The sequence below is a fragment of the Thalassotalea sediminis genome (genome assembly GCF_030295915.1).
Lineage (GTDB): Bacteria > Pseudomonadota > Gammaproteobacteria > Enterobacterales > Alteromonadaceae > Thalassotalea_C > Thalassotalea_C sediminis.
The window spans coordinates 2,141,601-2,161,947 of sequence record NZ_AP027361.1 but is presented as its reverse complement, the minus strand read 5'-3'; the positions used below and the strand labels follow the sequence as shown (position 1 = coordinate 2,161,947).

17 protein-coding genes and 3 tRNA genes are annotated in these 20,347 nt (G+C 37.2%); 7 read left to right on the top strand and 13 right to left on the bottom strand.

Annotated elements, in window-relative coordinates; translation table 11 throughout:
- Nucleotides 1-153: 153 nt before the first annotated feature.
- From QUE09_RS09945 to QUE09_RS09925, 5 genes are all read right to left on the bottom strand, one after another.
- A complete protein-coding gene (locus tag QUE09_RS09945) occupies nucleotides 154-561 on the bottom strand; it encodes an ExbD/TolR family protein (RefSeq protein ID WP_286232611.1) in 408 nt (135 codons plus the stop codon).
- A 116-nt stretch (nucleotides 562-677) separates the two neighbouring features.
- Nucleotides 678-1,391: a 16S rRNA pseudouridine(516) synthase gene (locus tag QUE09_RS09940; RefSeq protein ID WP_286232610.1), complete on the bottom strand. Its 714-nt coding sequence runs from the start codon at nucleotides 1,389-1,391 to the stop codon at nucleotides 678-680.
- Between the two features lie 674 nt (nucleotides 1,392-2,065).
- Nucleotides 2,066-2,141 (bottom strand) — tRNA-Val (locus tag QUE09_RS09935).
- A 24-nt stretch (nucleotides 2,142-2,165) separates the two neighbouring features.
- Nucleotides 2,166-2,241, bottom strand: a tRNA-Val gene (locus tag QUE09_RS09930).
- 40 nt (nucleotides 2,242-2,281) lie between these two features.
- A tRNA-Val gene (locus QUE09_RS09925) sits at nucleotides 2,282-2,357 on the bottom strand.
- Between the two features lie 246 nt (nucleotides 2,358-2,603).
- Here QUE09_RS09925 and gltX point away from each other — a divergent pair.
- Nucleotides 2,604-4,016 (top strand): glutamate--tRNA ligase, encoded by a 1,413-nt coding sequence (gene gltX, locus QUE09_RS09920; protein WP_286232609.1) that lies wholly within the window; start codon nucleotides 2,604-2,606, stop codon nucleotides 4,014-4,016.
- A 256-nt stretch (nucleotides 4,017-4,272) separates the two neighbouring features.
- Complete coding sequence (locus QUE09_RS09915) at nucleotides 4,273-6,780, top strand: acylase (protein ID WP_286235916.1); 2,508 nt, start codon at nucleotides 4,273-4,275, stop codon at nucleotides 6,778-6,780.
- A 29-nt stretch (nucleotides 6,781-6,809) separates the two neighbouring features.
- On the opposite strand, the gene QUE09_RS09910 is transcribed toward QUE09_RS09915, so the two are convergent.
- Nucleotides 6,810-7,274, bottom strand: a complete 465-nt coding sequence (locus QUE09_RS09910) for a hypothetical protein (RefSeq protein ID WP_286232608.1) — start codon at nucleotides 7,272-7,274, stop codon at nucleotides 6,810-6,812.
- 128 nt (nucleotides 7,275-7,402) lie between these two features.
- Between QUE09_RS09910 and QUE09_RS09905 the strand changes: the two genes are divergently transcribed.
- Genes QUE09_RS09905 through QUE09_RS09895 form a run of 3 tightly spaced genes read left to right on the top strand, consistent with a single transcriptional unit; the run spans nucleotide 7,403 to nucleotide 9,497 of the window.
- Nucleotides 7,403-8,743, top strand: a complete 1,341-nt coding sequence (locus QUE09_RS09905) for a DEAD/DEAH box helicase (RefSeq protein ID WP_286232607.1) — start codon at nucleotides 7,403-7,405, stop codon at nucleotides 8,741-8,743.
- Nucleotides 8,744-8,796: 53 nt separating this feature from the next.
- Nucleotides 8,797-9,087 (top strand): hypothetical protein, encoded by a 291-nt coding sequence (locus QUE09_RS09900; RefSeq protein ID WP_286232606.1) that lies wholly within the window; start codon nucleotides 8,797-8,799, stop codon nucleotides 9,085-9,087.
- A 2-nt stretch (nucleotides 9,088-9,089) separates the two neighbouring features.
- Complete coding sequence (locus QUE09_RS09895; RefSeq protein WP_286232605.1) at nucleotides 9,090-9,497, top strand: GFA family protein; 408 nt, start codon at nucleotides 9,090-9,092, stop codon at nucleotides 9,495-9,497.
- Nucleotides 9,498-9,544: 47 nt separating this feature from the next.
- Here the strand turns inward: QUE09_RS09895 and QUE09_RS09890 are convergent, their stop codons facing one another.
- Entirely contained in the window at nucleotides 9,545-11,071 is a 1,527-nt protein-coding gene (locus QUE09_RS09890; RefSeq protein ID WP_286232604.1) for a carotenoid oxygenase family protein, read from the bottom strand.
- A 10-nt stretch (nucleotides 11,072-11,081) separates the two neighbouring features.
- Nucleotides 11,082-11,501, bottom strand: coding sequence for a DUF2141 domain-containing protein (locus QUE09_RS09885; protein ID WP_286232603.1), 420 nt, complete (start codon nucleotides 11,499-11,501; stop codon nucleotides 11,082-11,084).
- Nucleotides 11,502-11,773: 272 nt separating this feature from the next.
- On the opposite strand from QUE09_RS09885, the gene QUE09_RS09880 reads away from it, so the two are divergent.
- Together QUE09_RS09880 and QUE09_RS09875 are read left to right on the top strand one after the other, a co-directional pair.
- Nucleotides 11,774-12,484, top strand: coding sequence for a LytTR family DNA-binding domain-containing protein (locus QUE09_RS09880; RefSeq protein ID WP_286232602.1), 711 nt, complete (start codon nucleotides 11,774-11,776; stop codon nucleotides 12,482-12,484).
- A gap of 47 nt (nucleotides 12,485-12,531) precedes the next feature.
- Nucleotides 12,532-13,359, top strand: a complete 828-nt coding sequence (locus QUE09_RS09875) for a substrate-binding periplasmic protein (protein ID WP_286232601.1) — start codon at nucleotides 12,532-12,534, stop codon at nucleotides 13,357-13,359.
- 39 nt (nucleotides 13,360-13,398) lie between these two features.
- On the opposite strand, the gene QUE09_RS09870 is transcribed toward QUE09_RS09875, so the two are convergent.
- The 5 genes from QUE09_RS09870 to QUE09_RS09850 all read right to left on the bottom strand — a co-directional run bounded on the left by QUE09_RS09870 (nucleotide 13,399) and on the right by QUE09_RS09850 (nucleotide 20,164).
- Nucleotides 13,399-14,988: an ABC-F family ATPase gene (locus QUE09_RS09870; protein WP_286235915.1), complete on the bottom strand. Its 1,590-nt coding sequence runs from the start codon at nucleotides 14,986-14,988 to the stop codon at nucleotides 13,399-13,401.
- Between the two features lie 98 nt (nucleotides 14,989-15,086).
- Nucleotides 15,087-15,698, bottom strand: a complete 612-nt coding sequence (locus QUE09_RS09865) for a CPBP family intramembrane glutamic endopeptidase (RefSeq protein ID WP_286232600.1) — start codon at nucleotides 15,696-15,698, stop codon at nucleotides 15,087-15,089.
- A 479-nt stretch (nucleotides 15,699-16,177) separates the two neighbouring features.
- Nucleotides 16,178-16,909, bottom strand: a complete 732-nt coding sequence (locus QUE09_RS09860) for a CPBP family intramembrane glutamic endopeptidase (RefSeq protein WP_286232599.1) — start codon at nucleotides 16,907-16,909, stop codon at nucleotides 16,178-16,180.
- Nucleotides 16,910-16,925: 16 nt separating this feature from the next.
- Entirely contained in the window at nucleotides 16,926-17,804 is an 879-nt protein-coding gene (locus QUE09_RS09855; protein WP_286232598.1) for a hypothetical protein, read from the bottom strand.
- Nucleotides 17,805-17,926: 122 nt separating this feature from the next.
- Nucleotides 17,927-20,164 (bottom strand): YgiQ family radical SAM protein, encoded by a 2,238-nt coding sequence (locus QUE09_RS09850; protein WP_286232597.1) that lies wholly within the window; start codon nucleotides 20,162-20,164, stop codon nucleotides 17,927-17,929.
- Between the last annotated feature and the right edge of the window lie 183 nt (nucleotides 20,165-20,347).

Genomic DNA, 20,347 nt, shown 5'->3' with positions numbered 1-20,347 from the left:
GTATTGCTTTAAATCAATGTTTAAGATGTCTTTATAAGTATAGACAGTAATAATGGAAGTAGGCTAAACAATTAAATAGCTTTAACCGTAATTTTGGGGCAATAAAAAAGCCAAGACAGAGCTTGGCTTTTTGTTTACATAATTGTTAAGTCGTTAAGACTTCGATTTACCAATTGATATGACTAGTTGATCAAATAGCTTTACCTGATCCATCACTTGTACTACTTTGTCGTGTGCTGTGTCATATTCTGGAATAATAACTGCGCTATTAGTTTGGTTTTCAGCTAAAAAGCTTTCTATACGTGCCGCTAGTCTTTCAATATCAACCGCTTTACCATTGAACTTAACTTGTCCACTTTCGCTAATCTGCACCACTACAGTTGGAGAGGCGTTATTAGGAGGATTATTTTGTGCTTTTGGTCTATTAACCAAAATACCTTCTTCGCGGACAAAAGACGTTGTTACGATAAAGAATATTAATAATATAAATACAATATCCAACATTGGCGTCATATCTACATCGCTTTCGTTGGTTTCTTCTACGTGTCTTCTTCTACTCATGTTAACCCTTATTCTAATCGCAATTATGGAGAATATTACGATTTACTTCGTATAGTTTTGATGTAATGTACTGATAAATTCTCTGGTGGTCAATCTTTAATCCTAGAAATTATCTATTAAAAGGCCTTTTTTTTGACGTTGTTTATTTCTTCGTCGGTTAAAATTCTCCATTTACCAATTCCGAGTTGAGTATCAAGCGCAATGTTGCCTACGCTTATTCTATGGATTGATAAGACCTTATTTTTAAAGCGACCAAACATTCTTTTTATTTGATGGTACTTACCTTCATTTAAAATGACGAGTGCTTTATGTGACGATATTATTGTCAATGTTACAGGCAATGTAACAATATCTTCAAATTGAAAATAGATGCCGTTGGCAAAAGCATTAATATAATCTGACGTTATGGGCTTTTCTACGGTTACTATGTAGTGCTTCTCGACTTTAGATAATGGGTTAGTGATCGATTCAGACCATTGACTATCATTCGTTAACAATACTAGTCCTGAGCTATTAAGATCTAATCGGCCGACAATATGTAAGTCTTCACGTTTAGGGTGATCTATAAGATCAATAACTGTTCGGTGCTTGTCATCTTTTGTTGCCGATACAACGCCTTTTGGTTTATTTAACATTAAATAGCACGGACAATCATATGGCAATGTGTTTTCTTCAATGGTTATTTTGGAAAAGCGATTTACGATTAAATCAGCGTCTTTGATCACTTTACCATTAACAGTAATTAACTGCTTCGCTAGCAGGTATTTTACTTTTTTTTTATTAATATCGAGCTCAAGCGATACGCGTTTGTCTAGGCGTTGCGAGTTCAATGATTTGTTCTTAGTTATTTTCTTAATCCTTTTATCTTAAAAAATATTTATCTTATGACTTTATCAACAAGAGATTGGTGGACGATATAAGGCTTGAACCAGTGATTCTGCCTATGTAGTTAGAGTATAAGGTGCTTAGACCGTAGTATTCAATTAATTAAATAAACAAAAGATTGGTGGACGATACTGGGCTTGAACTAATGACTCGGCGCGGGTGGTAAAGAGTAGAAGGTGCTTACACCATAGTATTCAATTGATTATATAAACAAAAGATTGGTGGACGATATTGGGCTTGAACTAATGACTCGGCGCGGGTGGTAAAGAGTAGAAGGTGCTTACACCATAGTATTCAATTGATTATATAAACAAAAGATTGGTGGACGATATTGGGCTTGAACTAATGACTCGGCGCGGGTGGTAAAGAGTAGAAGGTGCTTACACCATAGTATTCAATTGATTATATTAACAAAAGGTTGGTGGACGATACTGGGCTTGAACTAATGACTCGGCGCGGGTAGTAAAGAGTAGAAGGTGCTTACACCATAGTATTCAATTGATTATATAAACAAAAGATTGGTGGACGATACTGGGCTTGAACTAATGACTCGGCGCGGGTAGTAAAGAGTAGAAGGTGCTTACACCATAGTATTCAATTGATTATATAAACAAAAGATTGGTGGACGATACTGGGCTTGAACCAGTGACCCCCGCCTTGTAAGGGCGGTGCTCTCCCAACTGAGCTAATCGTCCATTTAAGAACAAAATATAATAAAGTGGTGGACGATACTGGGCTTGAACCAGTGACCCCCGCCTTGTAAGGGCGGTGCTCTCCCAACTGAGCTAATCGTCCGTATTATATCTTTCAGAAACGTCCACTTGCTATTCAGAAGTGGTGGACGGTACTGGGCTTGAACCAGTGACCCCCGCCTTGTAAGGGCGGTGCTCTCCCAACTGAGCTAACCGTCCGTCTCTGTGGGGGCGTATTATAGGTAGTTCGAATTTACTGTCAATACAATCGAGAGAAATTTTTTAACTTTTTTCATAAATTTGAATCAAGTGCAGAATATTTCAGCAGAGTGAGTGAAATATCGTCTTTTTCGCTAGCAACTGCTTGTAAAGGTGTTATCAAAAGAAATTGCCTGTTAAAATAACGTCAAAATCTAAAGACGGTTTTGTAACCGTCAAACCTTTATCAGTTTTAGTGAGAATTATATGAGCTTAACAACTCGATTTGCACCAAGCCCAACTGGGTACTTACATGTTGGCGGTGCACGAACTGCGCTATATAGTTGGTTGTATGCGCAAAAGAATGGTGGTGATTTTATACTTCGTATTGAAGATACTGATTTAGAGCGTTCTACACAAGCTTCTGTTGATGCCATTATGGACGGAATGAATTGGCTCAATTTATCTTGGACCAAAGGCCCATATTTTCAAACAGAACGCTTTGATCGTTATAAAGAAGTCATTCAACAGCTGATAGCATCAGGTAATGCATACCGTTGTTATTCAACAGCAGAAGAAGTTGAAGCAATGCGTGAAGAAGCTCGTGCTAAAGGTGAAAAAGAAAAGTACAACGGTATGTGGCGTGATAAAACAGATTACCCAGATAGTAAACCATATGTAATTCGTTTTAAAAATCCATTAGATGGCAATGTTGTTATTAATGATCTAGTGAAAGGTGAAATTGTAATTTCAAATGAAGAGCTTGATGACCTAATTATTGCTCGTTCTGATGGTTCACCAACTTATAATTTGACTGTTGTGGTTGATGATTGGGATATGGGCGTTACACATGTAGTGCGTGGTGATGATCATGTGAACAATACGCCGCGTCAAATTAATATACTTAAAGCGCTAGGTGCGCCATTACCAGAATATGCTCACATTCCTATGATATTAGGTGATGACGGTAAACGTTTATCTAAACGTCATGGCGCCGTTTCTGTCATGCAATATCGAGATGATGGTTATTTACCTGAAGCATTACTTAACTATTTAGTTCGCTTGGGTTGGTCACACGGTGACCAAGAAATCTTTTCACGAGAAGAAATGATTGAGTTATTTGATTTAACCGGCTGTAACAGAGCACCATCAGCCTTTAATACTGAGAAACTCATTTGGGTAAATCAACATTATATTAAGTCTTTAGATCCTGAATATGTTGCAAAACATCTCGCATGGCATATGCATGATCAGAATATTGATACTGATAACGGCCCGGCATTAAGTGATATTGTGAAAGTACAGGCAGATCGTGTTAAAACGTTGAAAGAAATGGCAGAAATATCGCGTTATTTCTACCAAGATTTCACAGAGTTTGATGCTAAAGCTGCGAAGAAACATTTACGACCGGTTGCAGAGCAGCCATTACAAGTCGTTAAAGAGAAACTTGCAGGCTTAACTGAGTGGCAAGCAGACAATATTCATAAAGCCATTAACGATACTGCTGAAGCATTAGAGCTTGGTATGGGGAAAGTGGGCATGCCACTGCGCGTTGCGGCTACTGGCGCAGGTAATTCGCCATCATTAGACATTACCCTTGCGCTTTTACCACAGGATAAAGTTCTCGCTAGAATTGATATGGCATTAGCGGTTATTGAAGAACGAAAAGCTAATAGCTAATCGCAATTATGATGGGAAATTAAAGCGCTTTTTTGGCGCTTTAATTTTTTGAGAGGTTAAAAAATTAATAAAAACAGGTTAACCAGTGTTGCACTTGTATCTCTTGTGCTGTGAGTGATGTATTGCGTATATTCGCAAATATATCTAGCTGTTCTATGATATTCCTAGGTTGTCCAATTTATTTTTATGTGCTAAATACTGGTACGATCAGATAAAAATAAAAACACTATATCTCTTGGGGAGTTAGAACGTGAAAATGAAGATACAAAAAGCGTTAAGGCCTGCTATTGCTTTAAGTATAGCCAGTTTAGTTACTGCCTGTGGCAATGATTATAAATATGAAAGTGTAAATCAATTAACACCGGAAGAGCCTGATACACCGACAACACCGGTTGTCAGCGATCCTTTACCTGCATTTGCACCAGAAGGTATGTTATCTGCTAATATACGTTGGACAGATTACGGCGTACCGCATGTAAAAGCCGATAACTTGGAAAGTCTAGCTTATGGAGTAGGCTTTGCGTATGCAAAAGATAATATGTGTATTCTTGCGGATCAGGTTATTAAATATAATTCAGAGCGTGCTAAATATTTTGGTCCTGATTTAGTCCCCGGCTCAGGAGATTCTGAGCACCTTATCAACGACTTTGGTTTTCTTACTCTTGGTATCAGGAAAAAAGCCGAACAACAATTTAACGGTATGTCTGAAAACAGCCGAGCATTGTTAACGGGTTACGCGGCAGGTTATAACAAATATTTAAGTGAACATGCTGATGAAGTTGACATTAGTTGCGCAGGACAACCTTGGCTAAAGCCTTTAACTAACTTAGATATTCTGACGTATTCTTTAGGGGTTGCATTATTACCTGGTGCGGCAAACTTTTTAGGCCCTATGTTTATCGCTGCCCCTCCAGGTGAAAGTTATTTACCTTACCCTAAAGCATCAGGTGCTCCTGCACCTAGGATGAATTTTTCGCCTAACATTAAAGTGCCTGAACGAAACCCACTAGATCTTGGTTCCAATGGCTGGGGCTTAGGTAAAGATAAAACAGAAAATGGTAAAGGCATGGTGTTAGCTAATCCTCATTTTCCCCATACGGGCAACCTAAGGTTTTGGCAATTCCATAGTATTATTCCAGATCACATGAATGTAATGGGTGGCTCTTTAACTGGAATGCCAGGGGTTGTGAATATTGGTTTTAACGAAAATGTTGCTTGGACGCACACATTTTCAACGGCGGAACACTTTGTTGTTTATCAACTTACACTAGATGAATCTTTACCAGGTCATAACCAAATTATTGATGGAACACCAAGAGCAATTGAAGAACAGGAACTAGTGATTGATGTGGCCATTGGACCAGGACAAACCATACAGCTTGCAAAGAAAAGCTATTCAACTGTGCAAGGACCTATGATTGTTGTCCCCGGCAATTTTGAATGGTCAGAAACTGGTGCTTATGCAATAAAGGATGCGAATTTAGGTAATTTTGACATTGTAGATCATTGGCTAGCAATGAATGTTGCAAGTAATATGGAAGAATTTAAGCAAGCCTTTAAAGCACATGATGGTGTAATTTTTAATAACACCATGTCAGCTGATAAAGATGGTAACGTCTTTTATATTGATGACTCTACGGTACCACACTTAACGGATGTTGCGATAAATGAACTAACAACAAATCCACTGTTGATTGGTGCTAAGCAGTTAGCTGGTTTTACAATTTTACCTGGCCATATTTCTGCATTTGTTTATGACGATGCGGTACCTTATGAAAAGGCACCAAAATATGAAGGTAGTGATTACGTCCAAAACTCAAATGATAGCTTTTGGTTGACCAATGCTGAATCACCAATTACAGGCGTTTCACCGTTGTACGGAAAAGTGGGTAATCAACAGTCACTACGCTCTAGAATGGCTCATAAACTGTTGGCAGATGCTGCGGGCAGTGATGGCTTGTTCAACCCTACTGAAGTTGAGAATGCTTTATTAGGTAATCGAAACTATTTAGGCGAAGCAATTTTAGACGATTTATTAACTGCGTGCGCAGCACAAGGTGATGTACTTGTTGGTACTACTGATATAAGTGCAGGATGTGGTGCTTTAGCTGCATGGGATGGGAAAATGAACCTAAATAGTAGTGCTGCGCACTTATTTAGAGAGTTTGCGTTTCAGTTTGCGACAAGCCCACAATGGTCAGTGCCATTTAGTGCGGAAGACCCTATTAATACTCCAAATACTTTAGCTTCTAACGCGACGATTTTATCGCACTTCGCAACAGCAGTGGAAAAAGTTGAGCAAGCGGGAATAGCTTTAGATGCCACGTTAGGCGAAGTTCAGTTTGTAGAGCGCAGTTTACCTAATGGACAAGCATCTGGGGTGAAATTTCCTTGGGCAGGGGCGCATAATATAGAAGGTGGTTTTAATGTCTTTAATAACCGTCGTCACTCAGCAAATAATGGTACGTTATTACCTAACCATGGCTATGAAACACAAGACAACACATCTATATTAAGTTCAGATGCTGGTGGCTATCATATTGGCTACGGTAGTAGTTGGATGACGGTTGTAAACTTTACTGATGAAGGGCCTAAAGCGAGAGGGTTACTTACCTATTCTCAATCTAGAGCTTATGGAACGGAGCACAGCGCCGATCAAACCGCGTTATACTCTATGGAACCTCAATTACGACCTTTACGCTTTACAGAAGCTGAAATTGAAGCCCATAAGATTAAGGAAGTAACTATTAGCAATGCGCAATAGTTATGTAGTTTATTAATTAAAAACGAGTGCTAGTCACTCGTTTTTTTATGTCTAGCAATAAATTCATCACAATTTCCTTGGTGTGTGTTATCGATAAGGTATTGAATTTTCCATTTATTATTTACTTTTATTAATTGAAAACTATTTACGCCACAGTGGCTTAATTTTTCATCCAAATAAAATGCATAAGGTGTCCAAACACTTGCAAGATTATCACTGGTTCGAACATCGATATTTAACAGATGTTCATCTAAATATTTTGGGGTTTGTTTTACAAACTCGGCAAATTTCTGTAAATCTGATACTTCAATTGTGTCTTCTTTTGTTGCTCTTTCAAGCATTGCACCAGCAGTAAATTGGGCCAGTAACTTATCGCCATCATGTTCACGCATAGCATCAAACATGTTAGTAATTGGTTGAACGATTTGAGAGTCATTTGCAAAAGTTTGTTTCATGGCAAAAATAAGAAACAAAGCGATCGTAATTTTTTTCATTGTGTATCCTTTTTTATCGTTTTAATGAAAATTATGGTACCTGAACAAGACAAAAGTTAAATAGCGAAAGCATCTGAATTTGTAACGAGTTATAATAACCCAGTATTAAAGTTAATAAGGTAAACATTTTGCAATTTAGTGATTTTGGTTTTGATAAACGTTTGATGTCAACGATTGAACATTTAGGCTTTGAACAACCAACTGATATTCAACATCAATCTATCCCGCTTGCTATGCAGGGACATGATTTAATAGCGTCTAGTAAAACAGGCTCAGGGAAGACCCTTGCCTTTATATTACCCGCAATGCATCGTGTTGCTAAAATGCGGGCGTTATCTAAAAAAGATCCAAGAGTTGTTATTTTAACGCCAACTCGCGAGTTAGCTAAGCAAGTTTTTACCCAATTACGTTTATTTACCAGTGGTAGTTCATATAAAGCAGCGTTGATTTTGGGCGGGGAAAATTTTAATGATCAGGTTAAAACATTAGAAAAAGATCCCCATTTTGTCGTTGCAACACCAGGTAGACTTACTGATCACTTAACCAAAGGGCATTTTTATTTAAATGGCTTAGAGATGTTAATACTAGACGAAGCTGATCGTATGCTTGATCTTGGCTTTGCTCGTGAATTAAACATTATTAATGATAGAGCTGATCATCGAAAACGCCAGACACTGATGTTTTCTGCAACATTAGATCATGCGCAAGTTAATGAATTTGCGCTTAAATTGCTAAAAAATCCAAAACGTGTCGCGATTGATGCTGCTCACACAGAACATAAAGATATTGTTAAACGCTTTTATTTAGCTGATAACTTAGACCAAAAGCAGGAATTATTGGAACACTTCATTACCTCTGAGTCATTTCAACAAGCGATTATTTTTACTGCAACAAGAGCAGATACTGAAAGGTTGGCAATTGAATTAGAGAAACAAGGCCATAATACTGTTGCTTTGAGTGGTGAACTGTCGCAAAGCAAACGTAATCAAATCATGGAAAGCTTTGCAAAAGGACAACATAAGATACTGGTAACCACTGATCTTGCTTCACGAGGATTAGACTTAACGAATGTATCTCATGTTATTAACTTTGATTTACCCAAACATACAGAAGAGTTTGTTCATCGTATTGGTAGAACGGGAAGAGCCGGAAACAAAGGTGACGCAATTTCATTTGTTGGCCCTAAAGACTGGTTAAGCTTTAAAAATATTGAAGGCTTTTTGCAACAATCCTTTGAGTTTGCATCAGTTCCTCATATTAACGTAAAGTTTAAAGGGTTAAAGCCTAAAGTAGATAAAAAGGCGTCAGTTAAAAAAGCTAAGCCGATTAAGTCAAAAGCAGCGCCGAAGAAGTTAGCACCGAAAAAAGTAAAGAAAATTACCTTTGCACAAGATGCTGGCGACTTACCTATATTGAAACACAATAAACCAAAGGCGTATAATGATATTGATCGCGATGATGAAAGCTAAATAAAGTTTTATTATCACTAAAAAATGTCTTTAAGTAGTCATGAGGAAGGAAAATGGCAAGGAAGTTCGAAATCATAGAAAAAGACTGGTATAAGCGGCGTACTTTAATGGGTAGGGAAATTAAACCTGTTCATGTTGCAATACCCGATTATCAACCGATCCATAATTACATTTGCAATATGATAGTGAGTTACAATGATGACTCGCTTAAAACGTTGATTGCTCGTGTATTATATAATGAACTTACAGGGAAGTGGACGGTAGATGGTATGGAGGTATCTGTAACGGTTATTGAGTTATCTAATGAAAATGCCGGTGATATGTTCAATCAACGGGTAGGCTAATTGTGGCCAATATAGCAAGTTGCTTATGTGGTAAAATAGTATTTAAGGTTGAAGCCTTTTTACCAGCGGTAGCTCATTGTCACTGCTCTATGTGCCGAAAATTTCATGGGGCTGCTTTTTCTACATTTGCGGAAGTCAGTAATGACAAATTGCTTTTTGTGCAGGGAAAGCCATATCTACAAAGTTATGTTGCTGATAATAATACTGTAAGAAAATTCTGCAAATGTTGTGGGTCAAGTCTGATCTTTGAATCTACCTACAATAGAGCTGATAACACGATTGAAGTGGCGTTAGCTGCTTTTGATCAACTTGAGGCGATAAAACCTACCGCACATATTTATGTTGCAAATAAAGCAGCATGGTTTGAAATCACAGATAAAGTACCTCAATTTAAAAACTTTAGGGAATAAAAGTTAATCGGTACTTTATTACTCAGTAGCGATTGTGCTGTTAAAGATTAGCTGGCGGCAACAAAATTACCGTGAAACCCTAATGGAATATGGTAAGGTAACCAGGCTCTACATACAGGACCATTTGATAATGCTTTCACATCAAAAATGTTTAAGCAGGTTCTTTTTGACGGAACATGTAAAGCGGTTCCAACAATATAGCCTTCACCTTCTTTATTCGTTGGGCTAACTGCGATATGTTCCTCTACTAAAAAGTCCTTGCCGTAATGATATTGTTGAATTTTTCCTGTTGAGATGTTGTATTTAGAAACGGTATCATTCCAAAGTCCATTGTTAGTCGAACCAACCGTATAAAGTTCATGGTTTCTTAAACCAACGTTCATATTATGAATACGTGGAAATTCACTATTTTCGCCTATAACTTCTTGTTGTACAACGCCATTGGGTTTTAGTGTAAAGAGTGTTGTTTTAGCGTGTGTTAACGAACCCGAATTGATACCTTTCATTAACTCACTCATGTGGTGCAGTGCATCTGTATTTGGATATAAACTTGCATCAAAATGAATAGTACCATCACTTTCTTCCCATGCATTTCCGTAATGAAAAGCAAACCCTGCTGGTAAGTCAAAGCGCTTTGTTAATGTTAACGTTGCTTTGTCGACAACGAGTACTTGCATAGGGGATTGGTCATTAAATTCAATGGCATTAAAAAATCCTTTTTTCGTTTTATCGGTTATTAATGAGGGTAAAATGAGTAATATATGTTTATGAGTAATAAGGAAATCATGCAGCATGCCACCACGATAATCAGTGTTAATTAGATTAACATGCTTAGTTTTACCTTTGGCATTTAATTGATAGAGAACAATATGACCTGTAGGCGACATACCAAAATTCCATATATCTCCATTAGCTTCTATTTTTGGGTGTGCTGAAAAGGCCATGCCTTTTAATTTATCGCCATATTGACTGTTCTCGCCAAGGTTCACAAAACCATTAGTCGTTAAACTATCTGCAGATATTGCTACAGGAGAGCCTGCTTCCCATAATGCCCATAATTCACCATTGACAGGAATTACATTAGTATTTGCTGTGTTGATGTCGTCTGCATTAGTCACTGATCTTGAGTGTTTAATGTAACTATCTGGACCAGAATACAAAAATTTTCCAGCTTGCTGCTCTTGGATGAACTTCTTTGTTTTGACAAATTTGCCACGATGATAAATTTCCCCGTCTTCAAAATGAAAAGCTTGGATCATACCGTCACCTTCAAATAAATGATGATAACGTTGTTGAGCTCGTTCATGTAATGCAGCCCCATTTCGGTAAAAACTTCCTTTGAGCGCTTTTGGGATATCACCTTCTATGTATAATCGTGTTTTAGAAAACTCTTGATGAGTGCCTTGAAAACCGATAAGTTTTGGATTGTTAATCAATGCGTTATCAAATAACGTTTTATTTTCAGCAAGTGAATCTGTGTCATCCGGCATAAACGCTGCAATAGATTCAGTCACTGGTAGCATTGTTGTAGCTGCGCCTACGACTATAGACTTTAATACTTGGCGTCTTTCCATAACCTTTTCCTTAATACATGATTGTTGACTGGGTAACTACGTCACCATCTATAATATTAACTTTCATATCTTGGTATTTGGCGGGGCCAAAATTGCCCGTGGCATTGTTTGAGTATCCATAGCCTTCAGTTGGAATGCCAAATAGGTTAGTAGCAAGTTGGTTATCATTGTTTTCATCATGAAAGTACCGAATGGCGTATTCACCATTTTCTAAATTGTTAAAGGTTAGTACCAACGTTCCTTTTTTAGCGACTGATTGCAGAGCCATAATAGGATCATTAGTTTTATAACTTGTTTCTCCTTTAAACAATTGCGCTAAAATTTTGCCTTGATCACTTTTAACATCCTGTATTTCTAATTGTAATGAATGGCTAAAAACGTTGGTTGTTACGGCTAATAATGTTGTAGTAATGGCTAATTTAATTTTCATTTCTTCTCCTAAGTTTTACGTTAATTATTTGTGGATTACTTACGCCTAAAAAGACGTTAAAATGAAAATTAATAAACAACGAGTAAACATTCGTTTAGCATGACAATTACTTCGTGAAATAAACATGAAAGGAAGAAAGCGATTTGACGAATCGTGAAATAAACATTAAAAATCATAAGTTAATAAAAGCTTTTCGTTTTAGAAGTGTGGTTAGCGAGTCGGTACTTTTACTGATATTTAGCTTTTTTATGGCGTTTTTAAGGCCTTTTGGCATGGATGAAATAAGTCTAGCGTATGCTTGGTTATTCTGGGTGGTTGTTTGTTTTTGTGGTTTTACTATCTATAGCCCAATCATCACTTATGGTAATAATTTTCTCATTCAATATCTTCCTAACAAGCTTAACAAATATTGGTTAAGAGTGGCCATAGCTACATTTGTAGCTAGCATCGTTATGGCCTTTGTTGTGCCTTTGATTATTATATTATTCTTCGATATATCAATGTCATACTTTCAATCAATACCGCAACACTTTATAGCAGGTCTTTTTATTGGCGGTATTATTACGTTTATATTGACCGTATACGATTTATATCAGGAACAAAAAGCAATAGTTGTTCAGCAAAAGGTTGAACTTGTTAATCAGCAGAAAAGTGGTAATGATCGCCAGTCACCCTTAGTGAAAAAATTTATGGCGAAATTACCTGTAGCAATTAGAGGTGACTTGCTCTGCTTACAAATGGATGATCATTATTTAAATGTTTATACGGACAAAGGTAAACACTTGTTGTTAATGCGCTTTAAAGATGCATTAGCCATGCTTGAAGAGTACCCTGGATTACAAACACATCGCTCTTGGTGGGTTGCCCATCAGGCGATCATTGGTAGTAAAAAAGATGGAAGAAAACTTATCCTTAAGTTAAAAGGCGATATTGAAGCACCTGTGTCTAATACTTACTTAACGAAAGTAAAATCTCTTTTGTAGAGTGCAATTACGCTTGATTTTTTGTAATACTGTGGTTTACTGAACGCATGAGTCCGTACAAAGGTAATCGAAAGATTAATATTCCAATAAGCATTTTTGTAGTTGTATTTGCTTTTATCTTATTAGTTATACCTACCTCAGGAAATACTGAACAACTGATAACACTAGATAAACAAAAGCTACCACATAAGTTTTCAATTGCTGCGCCTGAAATTCGTCCTTTGGTTTATATTGATAAGCAAGGAAACATCGCTGGACAATTTATAACGATGTTTGAACACTTTAGTGAACAAACGGGTATAAAGGTCGATATTAAAGTCATGCCATGGGGAAGGGCAGTTCAACAAGCTAAGTCAGGTAATAGCGATGCAATTATGCCTGCGCTTTATACAAATGAACGTGCTGCCTTTTTTGCATATCCTTCTGAGCCACTTGTTATTTTTTCGGGTAGTGTTGTTCTACAGCATAGACAAGATACGCGCAAAATTGATTCTTGGCATGATATTCACGATAGTCAAATTGTAAAAGTGAGATCAATGAACTTAGGTGAAAACGTAGGACGCTTATTTGTTAACAATAGAAATGAACTTGTTGAAGTAGTAAGAATTGTAGATGGATTGCAGATGTTGCAACACAAACGCGTTGATTATGTAGTAATGGATGCCTTGATAGCGAGTTCACTTATCGAAGAATTAAAATTACAGGATGAAATAAAAGTGATTGTACATCCTGAAGAGTCACGTTTGAGTAACTCTTATTTGGCTTTTTCAACGTCATTTGCCGCTCAATTTGATGTTGAAAAAATCATGGCGTTAATTAATCAATATAATGATCCAGATAAATATATAAAACAACTAGAAATTTATTCACATTAAGTGCCCCTATATGTTTTAAAGGGCACTTAATGTTTCGCGTTAGCTTGTTTGACTTGCCAAATATTCGTCATATCCACCCGCAAAATCAACAATACCATTTTCTTTAATTTCAATGATACGCGTTGCGAGGCTAGAAACAAACTCTCGGTCATGAGAAACAAATATGAGCGAGCCTTCAAATTGTTCTAATGCCATATTTAATGATTCAATAGACTCCATATCTAAATGGTTTGTTGGTTCGTCCATGACGAGAATGTTTGGATTTTGCATCATTAACTTACCAAACAGCATTCTACCTTGTTCACCACCAGATAATACTTTGACTGACTTTTTAATATCGTCAGCTGAAAATAACATACGGCCTAATGCACCACGAATTGATTGCTCATCATCGCCTTCTTTACGCCATTGGCTCATCCAATCAAATAAATTCATGTCTTGTTCAAATTCATGTGCATGATCTTGTGCGTAGTAACCAATGTTATGGTTTTCTGACCATTTTACTTCACCACTATCGGGTTCAAGTTCGTTCATTAACGTACGCAAAAAGGTCGTTTTACCAACACCATTTTCACCAATCACAGCAATGCGTTCACCCACTTCTGCCATTAAGTTAATGTTCTTTAAAACATGGTTATCGTCAAAACTTTTGTTTAAATTTTCAATTTCTAATACATTACGAAACAGTTTCTTTTCTTGTTCAAAGCGAATAAATGGGTTTACCCGGCTTGAAGCTTTCACTTCATCTAATTGAATCTTATCAATCTGTTTAGCGCGTGATGTTGCTTGTTTCGCTTTAGATGCATTAGCTGAAAATCGCGCGACAAAGGCTTTCAAGTCAGAGATTTGCGCTTGTTTTTTCGCATTATCAGCAAGTAAACGTGCACGAGCTTGCGTTGCAGCAAGCATGTATTCATCGTAATTCCCAGGATAAACACGCAACTCACCGTAATCTAAATCAGCCATGTGTGTACAAACTGAGTTTAAAAAGTGGCGATCATGCGAAATAATGATCATGGTTGAATCACGTTCGTTTAACGTATCTTCTAACCATTGGATTGTGTGAATGTCTAAGTTATTGGTAGGTTCATCAAGTAACAGAATATCTGGGTCTGAGAACAGTGCTTGTGCGAGAAGTACCCGTAATTTCCAACCCGGCGCTACTTCACTCATTTTTCCATAGTGTTGGTCAACAGGAATACCAACACCTAGCAGTAATTCACCGGCGCGACTTTCAGCGCTATAACCATCCATTTCAGCATACAATGACTCAAGATCACCAACGCGCATACCATCTTCTTCACTCATTTCAGGTAAAGCATAGATACGATCACGTTCTTCTTTTACTTGCCACAACTCGGTATGTCCGAAAATGACAGTATCAACAACGGAATATTCTTCAAAACCAAATTGATCTTGTCGTAATTTACCTATACGGTCATTTTGATCAAGGCTAACATTGCCGCTAGTTGGCTCTAAATCACCACCAAGTATTTTCATAAAGGTTGATTTACCACATCCGTTTGCCCCGATAAGACCATAGCGGTTACCATTGCCAAACTTTTGTGAGATATTTTCGAATAAGGGTTTTGCAGCGAATTGCTGCGTAATGTTATTGGCGACTAAAATAACAGACTCCTAACGAGCTTGATTGAAGTAAAGAAATTGCGCGCGATTATACAGCAACTAATTAGTAGGTGAAATTATTAATCCAACAATGTGTTATTTTACCAGTTGATAAGTGATGTTAGATAATAGTGAAGATTTAACAGTGCGTGCACAATCATAACTGTGATTAAGCCATTTTTTTTCTTAACAAATACACAAAATATGATACCGCTTATAAACAGCGCTACATAATAGAATGGTGTCGCATTACTTTGATAATGCATAATTGTCCACAGTCCAGTTGACAACACGCTGGAAGAAATAAAAGAATGATGGGTAAATAGTTGTTTTAATAATAACCACCTAAAGCAAAGTTCTTCGGTAATAGGACTGACAATAACTATCGATAAAAAGATAATAACATGCTGATTGTTATTGATTTTATTTACTTGTGTAAAGGGTTCCCCGAAAAACCAGAAGAGTATTTTATCTATAAGAAATATAAGTAAAAAACATAAAATGATGTCTTTGGTTAATGTTTTTGATATCTGTGGTTTTTGTATTGATTCATCATAAAGATAGTAAAGCCAAGCACCTATGGCCATAAAAACACTTATTAGAATATCATTTGTGCTATTTGATATACTTAGTTCATTGGGAAGTAGGACAATCGCGATCATGGGAAAGAGAACAATTGCCAACAAGCAAAGTAAGGTATTGATAATTTTCACAATGCAGTCCTCGTAAAAAGGGAGCTTGCTCTCTTAATAATTATCTTATATAAGAATTGATTTCTTTTGCGATGGGTCAACCAAGCATCGATAACTCCTTCAGCCCTATCAGACAAAGCTTCTCCTGCATTTCTCATTGCGTGAGCCTGTTTTACTGTAGGTGTTTTGATCGTAATATCAATTGAATGTCGTTCTGTAATATTATTTTTTATTATTGTGTTGTTTAAAGGTATGAATTTATTGGGTAAATTTTATAATGTATTTATATTGTAAAATTATTGTGAAACGTTTTAAGTAGCGGTTTTTTGCTGCGTAATATTATTAGCGACTAAAATAACTGACTTATAACGCGCTGATTGAAGTAATAAAAATTGTCCGCGATTATACAGTATAACAGTGTTCGAATATGTTAATCTCAATTAACAGGAAATTATATGGGAAGTTAATTGCAAGTTAGCGCAAGCGTAAAATGAAGGTACTTATTTTGCGGTCAATAGAATCGATAGTGAAAACATCAACCAGTCATTAATAATGTGTGCACCGGCTGATACCCATAAGTTTTTAGTTCGTAAATAAATAAAAGTAAGCATAACCCTCGCAAAGCCTACGCCAAACAATACCTGTACTAAATGCCATTGGTAAGTTGGCAAATGGATCAGTGCAAACCAGACACTTGAAATAACCCAAGCACTAAAAAGTGAAGTAGATCTTGGCCACTTAACATGTTGATTTAAAAAATAAAATATAGCAATGAGTGGAATTATCGTAATGACTTCCTCGCCAAACAATTGAGGAATTGAAAACAGAAAAAAGAGTGCTTTATCTATTGTAGCCAACTCTGCTAGCTTATTTACAGTTTGATTTGGTACAGTATCTAAAACTTGTAACATTAAATATGAAGATAAAATTGATATGGCAAATACAAGTAGTCCGTAGCCAAACATTTGCGCAATTGCATGCCGATTAATTTTTCTAAACAACGATTTAGCACTATCTGGTGTAAGCCATATCAATGTGCAAATTGGTAAAACTGTAAAAATAACGATGGCAAATTTGTCAATTAATGGCAGTTTTATGACCAGGTTGGCGCCCATCAATATTGCAACAGAAAGCAATACACTTAAACATAGTACTCCCCATCGTTTTAATGACAGTACCGTAGGCGGAGAATTATAGGGTAACATTGTCAATGTATTATCTAACTTTGTCATATCGCGAAACACTCTATTAGTTTGTCGTTTGTGTTGGCGTATTTTCTGTTGAAATCTCTAACGTGTGTAATTGGTCTTTCTTGAAATAATGAACACCAAATAGTAGTGCGCCAGCTGTGCCAGCAACCGTCATATCACCGCTGTGGCGAAAAATAACGTAATCTTGACCTTCCTCAATTAATTGTCCATCAGGTAAATGCATCATGTAAGGAGAGGCAATACCACCTAAACGGCTCCCATAAATATATAAACTGCCAAAATCAACAAGTTGATTGGTTGATTTTAACGAGTCAGTAATATCTCGCTCTATAAGACCTGTAAGTATTGAGAAACCTTTTTCAATTTCATTCGTTAATATCGATAATTCTTCTTCAGTCGGCTTTTCAATGTCATCGGCTGGTATTTTGAAGGGAACGTGATAGAGATATCGTCCTTGCCAAGTTTTTGTTTTTGTTTTTGTTTTTGATTCAAGGTGAAATGCCAAAGTAATACGAAAAACATCATCAATACATTCCTGAATATATGCTATAGGGTACAATTGCATGGAAGATGGTGTTGAAGTATAAAAGTTACTTTGCGACAGTGCTTTTTTTGCATGTTGCATGATATCTATACTGGCATAATGTTGTTCATATGAATTACTTTTTTGGGTTTTAATTTCGCTTTCGATGGCGGTACCAATAAAAGGAACTGGCATAAGCATTGTCGCTGCGCTGTCAGCGAAGATCATTGCAAAATGAGTATTTGGAATGAATTTAGCGTCAGATGGGATCGACTTAGGAATATCGCTACTTATTGAAACTTTTAAATTAGGCTGACTCGGTATTGGCGTGTTTTCCGCCATAGATACACACCCAGTTAACAATATTACTCCGAATAAAAGTAAAATACGCATCTAAAATCCCTGTAGGCAAATGAAGTCTCATCAGCATTATAAACACGACTCATGAAAAAGCTAATCTGTTATTTTTTGTAGCGCTATCCATAACTATGCGTAATAGCGCCGCTTTTGGCATGTTATTTTCTTTTTGTAAACTGATTATCACTAAAACGGGTTAATCCTTGTTTTCCTTTTTTAATGCCACTACGTTTATTGATACCTTCACCTTTTTTAAAGCCATGGGCATTATTTTTACCTTTGCCAGATTTTTTATAATGTTGATAATTGCCTTCTTGGCGACCTTCAGGCGGCACTAAACAACCAGGCTTTGTACCAATAAGTTTTCGCGCTAAGCCCATTTTTGTTAGAGCTTCACGAATTATCGGCCAGTTATTTGGATCATGGTAACGTAAAATGGCTTTATGTAGCCGGCGTTGACGACCGCCTTTAGGTACAACAACAGAGTCGCTCGTTTTTTTAACATTTCTTAACGAGTCTATTTCTGTATGATACAAGGTTGTAGCGTTGGCTAACGGAGAAGGATAAAAGTTTTGCACTTGATCTAATTTAAAGTCATTTTCTTTGAGCCATAGGGCTAAATTGACCATATCCAAATCTGTGGTGCCAGGGTGGGCTGAGATAAAATATGGAATGAGATACTGTTTTTTGCCTGCAGCTTTTGAATATTTATCAAATAACGTTTTGAAGGCATGATAACTCCCCATTCCAGGCTTCATCATTTTGTTTAATGGGCCGTCCTCAGTATGCTCAGGCGCAATTTTAAGATAACCTCCAACATGATGTTCGGCCAATTCTTTTACGTAATCAGGATCTTCAACTGCCAAATCGTACCTAACACCAGATGCAATAAGTACTTTTTTAATGCCTTTTACTTTACGTGCTTTACGGTATAGGTTTATCGTAGGAGTATGATCTGTATCTAAATGGCCACAAATAGTTGGCCAAACACAACTAGGTTTTCTACATGTTGCCTCAGCCTTAGGGCTTTTACAGCGCAGCTTATACATGTTTGCCGTTGGACCACCTAAGTCTGATATAACACCAGTAAAACCAGGTACTTTTGCTTTAATATCTTCTATTTCATCAAGAATAGATTGTTCTGAACGAGACTGAATGATCCTGCCTTCATGCTCAGTAATAGAACAGAAAGTACAGCCACCAAAACACCCACGCATAATATTGACCGATGTTTTGATCATATCATAGGCTGGGATTTTTGCTTTGCCGTACTTAGGGTGAGGTATACGTTGATAAGGCAAACCAAACACGCCATCCATTTCAGACTCACTTAGCGGGTACGCTGGCGGGTTTAGCCAAATTATTCTATCACCGTGACGTTGTACAAGCGGTTTAGCTGAACCTGGATTAACTTCTTGATGAAAAATGCGTGAGGCATGCGCATAAAGCATTTTATTGTCTTTTACTTGCTCATAAGTTGGCAGGTTAATATAAGTTGTCAACCAAGGTTTTGTTTTATTTTTCCAACTCTTGTTTTTGTGCTTATCGCTTTTAAATTCAACAATATTTACCACTTGCGTGTCTGAATTTTCGTCAACCGATTTTTCTTTTTCTGTGGCGCAGTTAGTTTGATTAATTTCTTGGTATGGGCTTGCTATTGGATCGATTTTTCCCGGTTTATCTATTGCCCGTGAATCAATACCATGCCATCCAGGTAGTGCTTGCTTGGTTAAAAATGCTGTACCTCTAATGTCGGTCAGCGTCTCAATAGCTTCACCTTGTGCTATGCGATGACTTAATTCAACTAATGGGCGTTCGGCGTTTCCATATACTAACAGGTCTGCTTTAGCGTCAAATAATACCGAGCGACGTACTTTTTCAGACCAATAATCGTAGTGGGCAATTCGACGTAAACTTGCTTCAATTCCGCCGATAATAACAGGAACGTCTTTAAAGGCTTCTTTACATCGCTGTGAGTAAACTAATACCGCTCTATCGGGGCGTTTACCTCCCTCATTATTCGGCGTGTATGCATCATCATGGCGTAATCGTTTTTCTGCGGTATAACGATTGATCATTGAATCCATATTGCCTGCGGTAACACCGAAATATAGGTTAGGTTTGCCAAGGGACATAAAGGCATCTTTAGATTGCCAATCAGGTTGCGCAATTATTCCAACGCGAAAACCTTGCGCTTCTAGCATTCTGCCAATTACAGCCATGCCAAAGCTAGGATGATCAACGTAAGCATCGCCCGTCACCAATATAATATCGCAACTGTCCCAGCCTAGGTCATCCATTTCCTGTTTACTTGTCGGAAGAAATGTTGATGTGCCATAACACTCTGCCCAGTATTTTGGATAATCAAACAAAGTGGTTTTAGGTAATGGGATCATTGTATTGCCTATAGCTGATGAAAACGCTTATATCGAATAAGTACAAACCGTAAGCCCAATTAAGGGTTGGGCGCGCGATTATAGCAATAATTAATGGCCTTTGTAAGTTTAACGAGAGGTTGTTTCCCCGTGATGCTAGATAATTCAGCGTTAAAATTATACAGGTTAACCTGTTCTTGTTGC